Origin of the sequence: Chryseobacterium soldanellicola (assembly GCF_900100115.1) — a bacterium.
Lineage (GTDB): Bacteria > Bacteroidota > Bacteroidia > Flavobacteriales > Weeksellaceae > Chryseobacterium > Chryseobacterium soldanellicola.
In genome coordinates this window covers 38,050-51,624 of sequence record NZ_FNKL01000002.1, presented here as the reverse complement: position 1 = coordinate 51,624, position 13,575 = coordinate 38,050, and the positions used below count along the sequence as shown (strand labels likewise).

17 protein-coding genes and 1 tRNA gene are annotated in these 13,575 nt (G+C 34.3%); 14 read left to right on the top strand and 4 right to left on the bottom strand.

The annotated features are described in order from the left end of the window. The first annotated feature begins 1 nt into the window (after position 1). From BLT04_RS04955 to BLT04_RS04925, 7 genes are all read left to right on the top strand, one after another. Entirely contained in the window at positions 2-292 is a 291-nt protein-coding gene (locus BLT04_RS04955; protein ID WP_089754347.1) for a winged helix-turn-helix domain-containing protein, read from the top strand. Positions 293-355: 63 nt separating this feature from the next. After that, entirely contained in the window at positions 356-652 is a 297-nt protein-coding gene (locus BLT04_RS04950; RefSeq protein ID WP_089754344.1) for a hypothetical protein, read from the top strand. 17 nt (positions 653-669) lie between these two features. Continuing rightward, the gene (locus BLT04_RS04945; RefSeq protein WP_089754340.1) at positions 670-1,155 is read left to right on the top strand and encodes a Coq4 family protein; all 486 of its coding nucleotides are present in this window, start codon (positions 670-672) and stop codon (positions 1,153-1,155) included. A gap of 18 nt (positions 1,156-1,173) precedes the next feature. Beyond that, positions 1,174-2,544, top strand: a complete 1,371-nt coding sequence (locus BLT04_RS04940; RefSeq protein WP_089754339.1) for a DUF4153 domain-containing protein — start codon at positions 1,174-1,176, stop codon at positions 2,542-2,544. A gap of 6 nt (positions 2,545-2,550) precedes the next feature. Beyond that, entirely contained in the window at positions 2,551-3,237 is a 687-nt protein-coding gene (locus BLT04_RS04935; RefSeq protein ID WP_228421911.1) for a DUF1361 domain-containing protein, read from the top strand. 87 nt (positions 3,238-3,324) lie between these two features. After that, a complete protein-coding gene (locus BLT04_RS04930) occupies positions 3,325-3,861 on the top strand; it encodes a hypothetical protein (protein WP_089754337.1) in 537 nt (178 codons plus the stop codon). A 45-nt stretch (positions 3,862-3,906) separates the two neighbouring features. Next, a complete protein-coding gene (locus BLT04_RS04925) occupies positions 3,907-4,419 on the top strand; it encodes a hypothetical protein (RefSeq protein WP_089754335.1) in 513 nt (170 codons plus the stop codon). Positions 4,420-4,550: 131 nt separating this feature from the next. Here the strand turns inward: BLT04_RS04925 and BLT04_RS04920 are convergent, their stop codons facing one another. The 3 genes from BLT04_RS04920 to BLT04_RS04910 are packed head-to-tail and all read right to left on the bottom strand — an operon-like array spanning position 4,551 to position 6,167. After that, the gene (locus BLT04_RS04920; RefSeq protein WP_089754333.1) at positions 4,551-5,231 is read right to left on the bottom strand and encodes an FKBP-type peptidyl-prolyl cis-trans isomerase; all 681 of its coding nucleotides are present in this window, start codon (positions 5,229-5,231) and stop codon (positions 4,551-4,553) included. A gap of 30 nt (positions 5,232-5,261) precedes the next feature. Beyond that, positions 5,262-5,711 (bottom strand): D-aminoacyl-tRNA deacylase, encoded by a 450-nt coding sequence (gene dtd, locus BLT04_RS04915; RefSeq protein WP_089754331.1) that lies wholly within the window; start codon positions 5,709-5,711, stop codon positions 5,262-5,264. A gap of 3 nt (positions 5,712-5,714) precedes the next feature. Beyond that, positions 5,715-6,167: a hypothetical protein gene (locus BLT04_RS04910; RefSeq protein ID WP_089754330.1), complete on the bottom strand. Its 453-nt coding sequence runs from the start codon at positions 6,165-6,167 to the stop codon at positions 5,715-5,717. 108 nt (positions 6,168-6,275) lie between these two features. On the opposite strand from BLT04_RS04910, the gene greA reads away from it, so the two are divergent. The 7 genes from greA to BLT04_RS04875 all read left to right on the top strand — a co-directional run bounded on the left by greA (position 6,276) and on the right by BLT04_RS04875 (position 12,209). Continuing rightward, entirely contained in the window at positions 6,276-6,746 is a 471-nt protein-coding gene (gene greA, locus BLT04_RS04905) for a transcription elongation factor GreA (RefSeq protein ID WP_089754327.1), read from the top strand. Positions 6,747-6,847: 101 nt separating this feature from the next. Next, complete coding sequence (locus BLT04_RS04900; protein ID WP_089754324.1) at positions 6,848-7,237, top strand: HIT family protein; 390 nt, start codon at positions 6,848-6,850, stop codon at positions 7,235-7,237. A 62-nt stretch (positions 7,238-7,299) separates the two neighbouring features. Then, positions 7,300-8,487 (top strand): ATP-dependent Clp protease ATP-binding subunit ClpX, encoded by a 1,188-nt coding sequence (gene clpX, locus BLT04_RS04895; RefSeq protein ID WP_089754322.1) that lies wholly within the window; start codon positions 7,300-7,302, stop codon positions 8,485-8,487. A gap of 76 nt (positions 8,488-8,563) precedes the next feature. Beyond that, the gene (locus tag BLT04_RS04890) at positions 8,564-10,528 is read left to right on the top strand and encodes a T9SS type A sorting domain-containing protein (protein ID WP_089754320.1); all 1,965 of its coding nucleotides are present in this window, start codon (positions 8,564-8,566) and stop codon (positions 10,526-10,528) included. A gap of 59 nt (positions 10,529-10,587) precedes the next feature. Further along, positions 10,588-10,740: a hypothetical protein gene (locus tag BLT04_RS04885; RefSeq protein WP_228421910.1), complete on the top strand. Its 153-nt coding sequence runs from the start codon at positions 10,588-10,590 to the stop codon at positions 10,738-10,740. A gap of 61 nt (positions 10,741-10,801) precedes the next feature. Next, complete coding sequence (locus tag BLT04_RS04880) at positions 10,802-12,085, top strand: TlpA family protein disulfide reductase (RefSeq protein ID WP_089754316.1); 1,284 nt, start codon at positions 10,802-10,804, stop codon at positions 12,083-12,085. A 50-nt stretch (positions 12,086-12,135) separates the two neighbouring features. Next, a tRNA-Met gene (locus BLT04_RS04875) sits at positions 12,136-12,209 on the top strand. Positions 12,210-12,269: 60 nt separating this feature from the next. On the opposite strand, the gene BLT04_RS04870 is transcribed toward BLT04_RS04875, so the two are convergent. Then, positions 12,270-13,568, bottom strand: a complete 1,299-nt coding sequence (locus BLT04_RS04870; RefSeq protein ID WP_170828434.1) for an HlyD family secretion protein — start codon at positions 13,566-13,568, stop codon at positions 12,270-12,272. Positions 13,569-13,575 lie beyond the last annotated feature (7 nt).

Here is a 13,575-nt window from a genome sequence, read left to right as displayed (position 1 = left end):
CATGATCAATATAAATCAACTCAATAAAGAATTCGAAAGCCGTGTAAGGTTGGGCATTATGTCCGTTCTGATGGTGAACGACTGGGTTGATTTCTCTGAAATGAAAAGCCTTTTGGAAATCACTGACGGTAATTTGGCGAGCCACAGCAATGCCTTGGAAAAAGCTAATTATATTGAAGTAAAAAAAGAATTTGTAGGAAAGAAACCTAAAACTTCTTACCGTGTAACTCAAAGTGGAAGAGAAGCTTTTACGGAGCATTTAAATGCTTTAGAAAAATTATTAGGAAAATAAGCGTTATATTTTTTTGAATTTTAACTTTGTAATTCAAAGTTCTTTGTTTTAAAATAATTAATTATGGAAAAAAATTCTATCATCAACATTGGGAAAACCGTCTTTGCATTTTCATTCTTATTGGGTAATTTTTGCCTTTTTGGATATCTGTTCACGAAAAATGAAGAATATGCTTTCGCCGGGCTCATACTTTTATTTTTTGGATCAATTCTAAATCTCGGCGTTATCGCAGGACTTTTAATTTATGGTTTTTTACATAAAAATAAGCTCGAAACCTGCATTAAATCTTCCATGATATTGCTGATCAATATTCCTGTTGCTATTGTGTATGCTGTAATAGGACTCAATATAATTAATTAACCTTAATTAAGTAAATTATGAAAAAAATACGCGTTCAATTCTTGCTTTTTGTGTACGATCATACTCAGAAACTGTACAGAAAATATTTTAAAAAGAAAAAAAGACAATGGCAGTTCAATGAAAAGCAGCTTCTCAGCTTTCAGGAAGATTCTTTAGGCCGAAAATTGGGAGAGTTTTATAAAAAGCACGGCTTTACGATGATCCCCAAAATGGAAGATCACGATGTACATCATTTGATTACGGGTTGCGGGACAAATTTTGAGGACGAAATAGCCATGCAGTTTCTCCTTCTCGGGAACGGAAAACTCAATGCCCATCTTTTGGCAGCAATAGTTTTGGGCACATTGATTCTCCCTGAATATTTAAAAATGTATTGGGAAGCCTATAAAAAAGGTCAGAATATGAGGCCTTTTTATCAATGGGATTTTGAATGTCTTTTATGGCAGAATTTTGACAACCTGAAAGATTTTGTCCAACAAAAACAAACTCCGGTTTTATATTAATTTTTTAACTCAGTTATTATGAAAACACATCATTATATATTTCTTACAACAGCACTGTTTATCGCTCTTTTTTACAATCAGAATGTAGGACTGAATCTTGGAATTTTAGGCATTATTTATTCCGTATTAACTATTTTTAAAACCCCTGAAAAGAACAGGACGAGAACATTTCTTATCCTTTTTTTGACCAGCATTCTTTCAAGCATCGCATTTGCCTGGTACGGCGATTTTCCTTCATTTCTGGCTGTTGTAAGCTCTCTTTTACTGCTGTCTTACCGATCAAAAAATAAAAGGATGAAACCGCTTTTTCTGATCCCGGTTTTTGTCGTTAATTGCTTCACATTCATTTGCCGGTTTTTCAGTTTCGACAGGTGGCTTCCGAAAAAAAATATTCCGGGATTGTGGCAGAAGATATTTGCTTTTGTGCTGATTCCTTTACTGTTTGTCGGCATTTTCTTTGGAATTTATTCTGCAGGAAGCGATCATTTTGCGAATTTATTTACCAATTTTGAGCTTGATATTAATTTCTGGCAACTGTTCTGCATTACCGTTTTAGGGTTTTTTATTGCTTTCAATTATTGGAATTACTCGGTCGAAAAGCTGATCTACAAACAAAATCACATCTTGGATAATGATTTTCAGGAGAAAGATAAAATTCAGAAATCAACCTATTCTTTTTTAGACTTAAATGCTGAAAGAATGAGTGGTGTAATTTCTTTCTTTTTATTAAATATTTTGTTGATATTTTTCATTTTTACTTTTAATTACGAACAGTTTTATGAAGCCGTAAAAACTCCGGTTAAGCTTTCGAAAGAAACGCATGAAAGAGTTGGAGCCGTGATTGGTTCTATTGTTATGGCAATTTTGGTAATCATGTTTTATTTTAAATCAAATTTCAATTTTGATCCCAAAGCAGGCTTAATGAAAATTTTAGTTAAAATCTGGATTTTACTTAATGCGGTTTTGGTTTTTTCTGCGATGGTGAAAAATTCTGAATACATCGTCAATTCCGGTTTTACCTACAAAAGATTGGGTGTTTATGCTTTTCTTATGTTGTCTTTGATCGGTTTGATCATGACTTTCATTAAAATTCAGTATAAAAAAAGAAATGCGTTTTTATTCAATTCAATGACCTGGTATTTTTATGCTACGATCCTGATTTGCAGTTATATCAATTGGGGCGGATTCATCACCGCTCAAAATATGAAACGTAAAGATTTTGCCTTAAATTATCATAAAAGAGAATTTTATTTCAATAAAAAAGAGCTTTTAGAATATGCCGCAGAAAAACATGATGAAAAACTTAGAAAAGAGATTCTGCAGCAGGTTCAGCCGCAAAAAAATGAAAGTTTTTTGTCGAAAGCAATGTATTATCAAACCATTAAATAAAATACAATGATCAAAAAGATAAAAGAATATCCGAGATTTGAGATTGGTTTTCTGCTGATTTTGATGACGTTATTTTGCTTTGCGCTTTCTATATTTAGATATTATATTAGTGACACAAAAGTTTTTTTCTTTCTAAACTGGAATTTATTTTTAGCCTGGATTCCTTTGATAATAAGCAGTTTTTTATTGATTTTTAATATTAAAAGTAAAATTTCGATAGTTTTTGCAGTCATTATCTGGATTTTATTTTTTCCAAATTCGCCTTATATTTTAACAGATCTTTTTCACTTGAAGGCAAGAAGCTCAGTTCCTATCTGGTATGATTTGGTGGTTATTCTTTCTTTCGCATGGGCAGGTTTGATGTGCGGTTTTGTGAGCCTATTGGATATTGAAAAACTGCTTTCAAACTATTTTAAAAGAATTACAATTAATATGATTACTATTTTCTTTCTTTTTCTGAGCGGTTTTGGGGTTTATCTCGGCAGATTTTTAAGATGGAATTCATGGGATGTTTTGAATAATCCATTCGGACTTTTTAATGATATTGTCGACCGGTTTATTAATCCTTTAGAGCATACAAAAACGTGGGGTGTTACCATACTGATGGGTATTTTATTGAATTTTATGTACTTTATGATAAAGATGATCCGAAAAGAAAATAATCAGATGATTTCTCCCGAAATTGTAAAATAGAATTGTTTTTTAAAGGTTTTATGGAACAATTTTGGCATTTAAATTTTCTCATGAGTCCTCAACTCTGAAATTTTAAAAATAACTATTATGAAAAAATCCTTATGGCTGATCCCATTGATTATTATTTCTTGTAAAAAAGAAGGAAGCGTAACGGAAACTTCAAAAGATTCAATGGCGGTTACAGAGCAATCGGCGGCACATTCTCAAGTAGATTCTGCGGCGCTTAGAAAAAAAGATTCGATCATCAACAATGCTCCGGTTACCAAAGAGGTGTTGCGAACAGGAGTGATGAGAAGTGAAGAGGAAGGGAAAATCGTAAGAACTGCGGATGCATCACAGCTTCCGTTCACGCTTGGTGAAGAGTTTACAAAAGACGGACAACAATTAATTCTGAAAATTGCAAACTACAATCAGCCTACTATTAAAGCTAAAATTTCGACCAAAGAAAATGATTTTAACATCAGGTTTAATCAGATAAAACTACCCAATGGAGATTACGACGGACCGTTCGCAAGGGAAATGGAATATGAAACTCCGGGAAAAGGCGAAGTCTGGCTGATTATCGGAAAAAGCAACATGGCTTCTGGAAATACAAAAGGCCATTTTACAGTAAGTGTTGAATAATTTTGGTATAATTTCTGCAAGATGTACTCTCAAAGATTTACTATTATGAAAAATATGTTTTTAACAGCAGTGGTGGCTTCAGCTGCACTTGTAAGTTGCGGAACGGTGCAGTCATTGGTTCAAAATACATTTCCTTATACAGCCAATGTTTTGATTTCTACAGGTGTGCCTGCGGATAAAGAAGTCTCATCAACGGCTACAGCTTCTAATGTACAGACATGGTTTGGAGGTAATAATGATGCGAAAATTAAAGATGTAAGAATTTCTGATGCTAAAATCTCTGTAGTCAGTCCTTCAGGAGGGAATTTAAGCGCTTTGAAAACAGTAAAAGTCTATATTTCTTCAAGCGGAACAGGTGAAAAACTGGTAGCATCGCGCTCGGATATTTCTACCAACGCGGCGAGCTTAAATTTAGATTTAAATGATACCGGCTTTTTAGACAGTGTTGTAAAAAGCTCGGGCTTGACGGTAAGAACCGTTTATGAATTGAAAAATCAGACAAGTTCTGACATGAACTTAAAAATAGCTCTTAATTTCAGCAGCGTTCCTGCGAAATAATTTTTATAAAGTTTATATAAAAAACGTCTCTCAAATTTTGAGAGACGTTTTTATTTGAATCCTGTAATTTTATCGATTGGATTTTATCCAATCTTTTGTTAAATCGTCCCTTCGGGACTCATCATTAAGAATTATTTAAAATCCACCAATTCGACATCGAAAATAAGAGTTGCTCCGGGAGGAATTACCCCTCCGGCTCCATTATCTCCGTAAGCCAGATCAGATGGAATGTAAAATCTGTATTTTGCGCCTTTGGTCATCAATTGAATACCTTCGGTCCAGCCTTTAATTACACTTGAAAGATTTAGCTCGATTGGTTTTCCGCCGTGATTATCTGTAGAATCAAAAACAGTCCCGTCCATCAGTTTTCCTGTGTATGTTACGTTGGCAGTGCTTGAAGCGGTAGGCTTGGCTTTTCCGTCACCCGGTGTCAGAACTTCATATTGTAAACCACTTGCTGTAGTTGTTATTTTTTTGTTTAGCTTGTTTTTAGCAAGAAATTCAGCGCCTTTTTTCTTATTTTCTTCTGCTTTTATTTTTGCTTCTGCCTGCTTTTTTTCATTTTGCTTCTGCATGAAACCCTGTAGAAAAGTCTGCATTTCTTCTTTCGGAAATAATCTTGGCTTATCTGTGAATTCGTCTTTTATAGCTTGGGCCATAAGATTCGGATCTACTGAAAATGATTGCTTTTTCATATTTTGAGCAATATCAAGACCGATATAATAAGATGCTTTTTGCTCATCGGTATAAGTTTGAGCAAAAGATAAGTTGATTCCTGTCAGAAGAACTAAAGTAACTAAGGTTTTTTTCATTTTTGTTATAAATTATTATCTGTTGTAAATTTAAGCTTTTGTGATGGAATCCAAAACAATCGTTACGGGTCCGTCATTGATTAAAGAGACTTTCATGTCTGCCCCGAAAATTCCGCTTTCGGTTTTTAATCCTGATTTTGCAATTTCTTCTTTAAAATAATCAAAAAGTGGGATCGCTTTATCAGGTTTTGCCGCTTTTATAAAAGACGGGCGGTTTCCTTTTTTATAATCAGCAATTAAGGTAAATTGACTGATACATAGAATTTCTCCCGAAATATCTTTAACGGAAAGATTGAGTTTTTCATCGGCATCGGCAAAAACTCTTAGGTTTAAAATTTTCTGAACCAGCCAATCTGCATCCGTTGTAGAATCACCTTCATCAATCCCAACCAAAAGCATAAAGCCTTTATTGATTTCGCCGGCAATTTTTCCGTCAACCTTCACATTTGCTTCGGAAACTCTTTGAACGACAACTTTCATGAATTAATAATAAATATTTAAAACTTTAGAATTCCCGTCAAAATTATAAGGATACGTTTTCGGAGGAACAGAAGCTCCGGATGTTGGCTGCCCGGTAATCAAAATCCAGGTTGCATTATCTTTTGGGCAAACGACGCTGATATTGTCTTTTACCTCAAGTGTTGTATTGCTTTCAGGACAAATATGAGGGGCATTTCTGTCATAGACTTTAAAAGTTGTATTGGATGCTCTTACCACAATAAGTCCTCTTGTCCCGGATTGCTGCTCATTGACGTAAATCCAGCCTCCGACCTGGTTTAGGTTGTTATAAGCAGGCAGATTCAGATTTAAAGTTACGTTAATGGGGCTGTTCGGGAAACAGCTTACCGTATCTTCCGTACTTCCACAAGAATTAATGGTTAAACAATTGAAAATCAGTATAGTGAAAATAGATAAGATTGAAAAAGTTTTTTTCATTTCAATTTAAATTTTTATATATTTGTAAAAGTTAAATGATACAACACGAAAACATTGTCCGGCAAATGTCGGATTATTTTTTTATACTAAAACTAAATTTTGAAAATTATGGCAAGCTATGTTACAAAGGAGGGGTTAGAGAAAATGAAAGCTGAGCTGGAACAGTTGGAAGCTGTGGAAAGACCCAAAATTACTCAACAGATTGCAGAGGCAAGAGATAAGGGAGATTTGTCTGAAAATGCAGAATATGATGCAGCTAAAGAAGCTCAGGGAATGCTTGAAATGAGGATTTCTAAGCTAAAAGATATTATTTCTTCTTCTAAAATTATTGACGAAAGCCAATTAGATACTTCAAAAGTCTCCATTTTAACAACAGTGAGACTTAAAAATAATGCAACCAACCAGGAACAGAAATTTACATTGGTTCCTGATAACGAAAGTGATCTGAAAAATGGAAAAATCTCTGTAAACACGCCTATTGCAAAAGGTTTGCTGGGTAAAGTTATCGGTGAAACAGCTGATATCGTGTTACCAAACGGAAACAAATTGTCTTTCGAAGTTCTGGAAATTACTTTATAAAAAGATAAAAGATAAAAGATAAAAGATAAAAGATAAAAGATAAATTTCTCAGAATAAATTTTGACTAATTTCTAACTTCTAAAATCTAATTTCGATAAAAAATGAGCACAATATTCACAAAGATCATCTACGGCGAAATCCCTTCTTATAAAATAGCGGAAAATGATCATTTTATTGCATTTTTGGATGCAATGCCTTTAGTGAAGGGACATACTTTGGTGGTTCCTAAAAAAGAAGTTGATCTTATTTTTGATCTTGAAAGCGAAGAATATAAAAACCTTTGGGGATTTGCTCAGGAAGTGGCGAAGAAGATTAAAGTTGCCGTTCCCTGCGTCAGAGTGGGAGTGGCGGTTGTAGGACTTGAAGTTCCTCATGCGCACATTCATCTCATTCCGTTAAATAAAATGGAGGATATGAATTTCAGGAACGAACGATTAAAATTATCAGATGAAGAATATACGGAGATTCAAAACTCAATTATTAATTCTTAAAAAAATAAGAAAGTCGTGAAAAGAAATTTTTGCGATTTTCTTTACCATATATATTATATAGTATGAACTCAAACCAATGTTCTTTCTGCGGAAGAAAAAGAAGTGAAGTACAGATGCTGATTTCCGGTCAGAACGGCTTTATCTGCGAAAATTGCATAGAACAGGCACATTCCATCGTGAAAGACAGCGTTTCTAAGGAAGGATTTTCACCGGCAGAAAATATAAATGAGCTTAAAAAACCTAAAGAGATCAAAGAATTTCTCAATCAATATGTAATCGGACAGGATCAGGCTAAAAAACAGCTTTCCATCGCCGTTTACAATCATTATAAAAGATTGCTTCATGCTCAGGACGAAAACAGAGAAGTCGAACTGGAGAAATCAAACATCATCATGATCGGTGAAACGGGAACCGGTAAAACTTTGTTAGCGAAAACCATCGCAAGGGAGTTGAATGTTCCATTTTGTATTGTTGACGCTACAATTCTTACAGAAGCGGGCTATGTGGGTGAAGATGTTGAAAGTATTTTATCAAGACTGTTGATGGTAGCAGATTATGATGTGGAAAAAGCAGAAAAAGGAATCGTATTTATTGATGAAATTGATAAAATTGCAAGAAAATCTGATAATCCGAGCATCACAAGAGACGTCTCGGGTGAAGGTGTACAGCAGGGTTTATTGAAATTACTGGAAGGAAGTATTGTGAACGTTCCGCCTCAGGGGGGAAGAAAACATCCTGATCAGAAATATATTCAGGTAAATACTCAAAATATTTTATTTATTGCCGGCGGAGCTTTTGACGGGATAAAAGAGATCATCGAAAGAAGAATGAATAAGCAGGCAATAGGTTTTAGCTCTGAAAAGATCAATAAAGTAGATGAAGATGATTATGTATTAACAAATATTAATGCAATTGATCTTCGTACTTTCGGATTAATTCCCGAACTTTTGGGCAGATTTCCGATCATCACTTATCTCGATAAACTCACGAAAGAGGTGATGGTAAGAATCATGAAAGAGCCAAAAAACTCTATCGTGAATCAATTTGTGGAGCTTTTTAAGATGGATGGCACCAAATTGGTCTTCACTGACGGAGCAATTGAAAAAATTGTAGACGAGACTATTGAAAAAGGTTTAGGCGCCAGAGGACTGAGAGGAACCACTGAAAAAGTGCTTGAAGACCACATGTTTTCGATAGGAGAAGAGAAGGAAATAATATTAACGGAAGATAATATTTTTGTTAATAAATAAAAATATTTTTTTTCTTGAAAAAAAAATCATACCTTTGCGGGTGAAGATTGTATTAACACACAAATAATTATATACAATGAGAAAAAGTTTATTTGCTATAGGTCTTTTAGCAATTAGTTATTCTGTTCAGGCGCAGATCTTATGTCATGTTGACACTAATGCTAATATGTATGTGAGTAAAGGCACGCTAGTTTATAGTGGTGGAGGCATGCAAATGAAAGGTGATGGTATCATCGAAAATCACGGAAATGTTATGGTTTCCGGAACCGGTACCGATCTTTTCAAAACAATTGACGCAGCGAACGTTGATAAAACAGAGGCAAACGGAGGTAGTAATTTTGTTAACAAACTAAATGAACCAACCGCTTTTAATACTGCAAATACCAACAATCCTGCTGCGACTCCTACGTATACTTACGGACAATTGTTTATTTCGGGTATTCCGCAAACTGGGATCACAGGTATTGTTGATCAGGAATACAGACAGGTTAGTCATGGTACTTATCAACAGATAGGTTTACCATTCTATGACAAAACAGCATCTACGTTAAGTGCAGAACTTGGTAAAACATTTTCTAATGTAAGATATTCTCAGAATGAGATTCTTACTTATGATAATGCAACCGTAGTGTCTAAAAATGTCCCTCTTACAACAAAATTAGGAGTGGCAAATCCAGCAACTGCTTACTATATGGTAGGAGGTTCAGGACTTAATGTGAGTACTTCTACAAGAACACTTAAAGGACGTCCTGTAAGTGATATTGGATTAGCTGTTACTTTGCAAAATGCAGGAAACTCTGTTAATTTTGGTACGAACGGAAATGCTACTAATATGTACAATGAAAAGTACAATACGTATGTTTCAGATCCTTTCCACATGTCAACTGGTGGTACGGCTTGGCAAACCAGCTTTGGTAAAAATATGTATGAGCTATCAAATCCTTTCTTAACAAATCTGGATTTGTCAAAAATTGCTTATGCTGAGCCAGCTGCGAACGGTGATGGTGTAAATATTAGTAGAATTCAAGGTGCAAGACTAGAGATTTCAGCAAATGCTGTACAAACTACTTCTGGTGGAACTGGAACTACTTCTTCATCATTTAAATTTGTGACATTTACTGCAGGAGTACCTACAGGAGATGTTGATTATTTGATGGTAAGACCGATGGGGACGTTTTTAATTAAATTATTAGACAATACATCGGCTGATCAGTTAAATTTTGCTAATCTTAGAAGATTTAATTATTACACTAGGGATGCAAATACTGATTATAATGTTGCAGCTAATAAAAATGCAGCATCAGGATCTGTAAAGCAGTTGGGAGTTATTGCTCTTGATGCCAGCGGAAATGAATTAGGCAGAACGTATTATGTTGTATATCCTAACGGGGCAACAGGTCATTCAGCTGATGCTAAAACGCAGACCACAGCATTTAATACAAGTGTTGTTGGGACTTACGAAGAAGCACCGACTGGAGGTTACGATATGAATTATATCAATTCATATTGGTTATATATCAATGAAGCTAATGAAAATAACTTCAAAGGTAAAAACATTAAATTAAAAAATTATAGTAATAACATTGCTTCTTATAAATTTGAAGTTAGAGAAAATGCTGCATTAATTGCCAACGGTGTTCACCAATTAAGTTCGGGTACTGGCTTTTATTACAAAGCACCTAACGGAACTGCACTTGAAGCAAAACAAGGAGATGTAATACCAGTTACAGGTTCAGAGTATGACTTGTACTATGGAGAGCCGGATAGAGTATTAGCTGTAGCTACTCCTTCTGTTTCTATTTCCAGAACAGTAGTGGTTTATAATCCTGATATTACTAATTATATTGTTAGATTTGATCCAAATTGGAAAAAAGCAGATATTGAGGTTTATGATATGAGTGGTAAACTTGTAGTCTCTAAGAAATCAGTTAATACTTCTACAGATTTTGTAATTGAATTAGATAATAAAATTAAAAATTCTTACGTAGTAAAAATTGTTTCTGATAAAGGAGAAACTGTTAACACTAAAATCTTAAAATAAAATATATGAAAGCTATAAATAAACTAGTCACTCTTCTTTTTGTTTTTGCGACTTTAATCATGAATGCTCAACCCCCGGATCCAGGAGGAGGTGGAGTAGTAGGCCCCGGAGCTCCTTCATCACCAATCGATATGTATGTTTATGCACTTGGAGTTGTAGCAGTGATGTTTATCGTATTTTTTACAAAAAGATACAAAGATCAAAAAATATAAATTTTTATTAAAATAAAATTAAACTCTCTGATTAATCAGAGAGTTTTTTTATTTTTACATTATGAAAAAGATATTTTTATTATCAGCTGCATTATCAGCGTTTTCTTTACAGGCACAATTTTCTGTTACGATTCAGGCACCCGCAGATTTTAAAGAGCAAGATGCAATTCTATATACTTTAAACGGTTCGAAAGATATTGTTTTTACAAAAGAGCAAAGTAAAAATAATACATGGACTTTTAAATATCCCAAAAATTATATGGGAATGATGAAAATCTATTTTCCGAATACAAATAATACATTTAATTTTATTTCTGAAAATAAAAATGTGATTGTAAAGCTGGAAACTGAGAATAATAAGATTAAAGATATTGTTTATCAGGATGAAGCTAATAATATCATGAGCAAGCTGCAGGAAGGTTCTCAAAAGAAAGATCTCATATTACCTGCCTTATCCCAGATTAAAGAATATTATAAAGACAATACAGAATTCGGGAAAGCTTTAAAAGATGAAATAGGCAGACTTTCAGGGACCTCTAATAATGTTGATCAGGCACAGCATCCGTTTATCGCTTATTATAATGCCAACTACAGTAAGTTTTTGGGTAATAATGAGGCGGCCAAGAAAATCACTCAGGACGAAATGATTAATTTCATAGATAAATCTAATGACATGCTGGAAACGTCATCCTTATTGAGACCAATGTTGGTTGCTTATTTGAATACAGGCGGAAATACAAATGTTGGGGCTTCGGTAGATAAGCTTTTAGACAGATTAAAAGTAGAAACGCCAAGAGGTCAGACCGTTTTATCTGAGCTGATCGATATTTTTGATGTCTATGATATGAAAGATTTTAAGGATAAATACCTTACTCAGGCTAAAAACCTTAAATGTACAATCACGGATAGACTGGCATCAACGATTAAGTCTAACTTAAATGTAGAATTGGGCGCTGCTTTTCCAAATTACAAATTCCAGTCTGCAGTAAATACAACAGCAAAATCTCTTTATGATGTAAAAGCGGATAAAAAGGTAGTTGTTTTCTGGTCGTCAACATGCTCACATTGTGAGAGTGAACTTCCTAAACTTTTGGAAAAATATAATGATTTAAAAGCGAAAAATATTCAGATTATCGGTCTTTCGTTAGATGTTGATAAAGATTCATATTCTAAGAAAATTGCAGCATTCCCTTGGGTGAATGATTCTGAATTAAGAGGATGGAACAGCAGCTATGTTGATACCTATAATGTACATGCAACTCCGACGTATTTTATTTTAGATGCTAACAATAAGATAATCAGTAAACCAGAGCATGTAGGCGATGTTTTAGATTATTTTAAGTAAAAATTATTTTGGTGATAGTAAATATTTTTCTATATTTGCACCACCAAAAAGGCGAGGTAGCTCAGTTGGTTAGAGCGCAGGATTCATAACCCTGAGGTCACGGGTTCAATTCCCGTCTTCGCTACAAAAATGAAAACCGAAACAGTACGTTTCGGTTTTTTTATTTTCTATAGATTTATATTATTTAACTTTGATATCCCAGCAGTTTTCTGATTTGATAGAAGAATCTTTCAATTAATCGTAAATCCTGGGTAACAATTTCTGCATTACCTTTAAGTTCTTTATCAAAAACAAGCGTTTTATTATAACTTGTTTTTAAACCTTTGGGAAGACTAACATCTACGTAATAATTTCCTTTATCATCAGGAGAAAGCGATATATTTTGAACCTTTCCCTCCACAATACCATATTCCTGGAAACGGTAATTGTCTAATTTAATTAAAACCTTTTCTCCAGCGATAATCTTACCTGAATTAGTTGCGGGAACCTGCATTCTACCAACCAATTTGTCTTTATTTTTCGGTAAAATAGATAGAATAGCGTCTCCGGGCTTTACAAACTGGTTTTCACCAAAAAACTGTTGAAAGCTCGCAACACCATCCGTTGAAGAAATGATGAGATAATCCTGCTCCCATTGTTTCAGGGATTTTCTTAACTGTTCAAATAGCTGTAGGGTTTGAGAAGAGTAGTTGATTTTATCTTTTTCTGTATTGATGGCAGTTCCGCTTTTTGTTTTATTTAAATTTGAAATACCTTCTTCCATTTGAGAAAGTGAAATCGTAATATTTTCCAGATTTTGCTGGGCCTGCAGGTATTTTATTTTTTCATTTTCAAGCTCCATGGCTGCGATTACGCCCTGGTTAAAAAGTTCTTGTGACCTTTGATAGTTTTTCTTTGTTAAATCATACTTTGCTGCTTCTAAATTCTTTTGCTGTTTTAAAGTGGCAATTCTTACCCTGTATTCAGAAATGCTCTGATTGGCGGCGATATTTTCAGGTGCGTAAGGTTGTAATCTCGTAAAAAGTTCCTCATCCTGAAATGCTTTGGCAAAACTATTATAATCTCCCTGTAATTCACCTAATTTAAAATGCGAAGTCTGATGAATCGGAAAAGAGCTTAATTGATTGGGAGCAATAGAGTCAATCATCTTTTTAAGCTCTAAAACATCTTTATAATTAGCCGTAGACTGCATGACCATTAAAACATCATCTTTTTTAACCTCCTGATGGTCTTTGATGAATATTTTTTCGATTTTGGAATTAGTTCTTGCCTCTAATTTTTCCGGCGGGTTTTGTGAGGTAACAACGATTGGAGCTGGAATAAATTCCGGATATCTGATCATATAGCTCATTGCCAGAACAAGCATCAAAATAATTAATATGATGGTATTTCCCCAACGGATCATCCAGTGTGGAGGTTGGGTAAGTATGTCCTGAACGCTTTCGGAGCGCAGTTCTATGTTGTCTAATATATCTTCTTTCATATTAATT

Bases quoted from the DNA above. Each gene is read 5' to 3' on its own strand.
- BLT04_RS04955 (WP_089754347.1), top strand. From the start codon at position 2: ATGATCAATATAAATCAACTCAATAAAGAATTCGAAAGCCGTGTAAGG.
- BLT04_RS04950 (WP_089754344.1), top strand. From the start codon at position 356: ATGGAAAAAAATTCTATCATCAACATTGGGAAAACCGTCTTTGCATTT.
- BLT04_RS04945 (WP_089754340.1), top strand. From the start codon at position 670: ATGAAAAAAATACGCGTTCAATTCTTGCTTTTTGTGTACGATCATACT.
- BLT04_RS04940 (WP_089754339.1), top strand. From the start codon at position 1,174: ATGAAAACACATCATTATATATTTCTTACAACAGCACTGTTTATCGCT.
- BLT04_RS04935 (WP_228421911.1), top strand. From the start codon at position 2,551: ATGATCAAAAAGATAAAAGAATATCCGAGATTTGAGATTGGTTTTCTG.
- BLT04_RS04930 (WP_089754337.1), top strand. From the start codon at position 3,325: ATGAAAAAATCCTTATGGCTGATCCCATTGATTATTATTTCTTGTAAA.
- BLT04_RS04925 (WP_089754335.1), top strand. From the start codon at position 3,907: ATGAAAAATATGTTTTTAACAGCAGTGGTGGCTTCAGCTGCACTTGTA.
- BLT04_RS04920 (WP_089754333.1), bottom strand. From the start codon at position 5,231: ATGAAAAAAACCTTAGTTACTTTAGTTCTTCTGACAGGAATCAACTTA.
- dtd (WP_089754331.1), bottom strand. From the start codon at position 5,711: ATGAAAGTTGTCGTTCAAAGAGTTTCCGAAGCAAATGTGAAGGTTGAC.
- BLT04_RS04910 (WP_089754330.1), bottom strand. From the start codon at position 6,167: ATGAAAAAAACTTTTTCAATCTTATCTATTTTCACTATACTGATTTTC.
- greA (WP_089754327.1), top strand. From the start codon at position 6,276: ATGGCAAGCTATGTTACAAAGGAGGGGTTAGAGAAAATGAAAGCTGAG.
- BLT04_RS04900 (WP_089754324.1), top strand. From the start codon at position 6,848: ATGAGCACAATATTCACAAAGATCATCTACGGCGAAATCCCTTCTTAT.
- clpX (WP_089754322.1), top strand. From the start codon at position 7,300: ATGAACTCAAACCAATGTTCTTTCTGCGGAAGAAAAAGAAGTGAAGTA.
- BLT04_RS04890 (WP_089754320.1), top strand. From the start codon at position 8,564: ATGAGAAAAAGTTTATTTGCTATAGGTCTTTTAGCAATTAGTTATTCT.
- BLT04_RS04885 (WP_228421910.1), top strand. From the start codon at position 10,588: ATGAATGCTCAACCCCCGGATCCAGGAGGAGGTGGAGTAGTAGGCCCC.
- BLT04_RS04880 (WP_089754316.1), top strand. From the start codon at position 10,802: ATGAAAAAGATATTTTTATTATCAGCTGCATTATCAGCGTTTTCTTTA.
- BLT04_RS04870 (WP_170828434.1), bottom strand. From the start codon at position 13,568: ATGAAAGAAGATATATTAGACAACATAGAACTGCGCTCCGAAAGCGTT.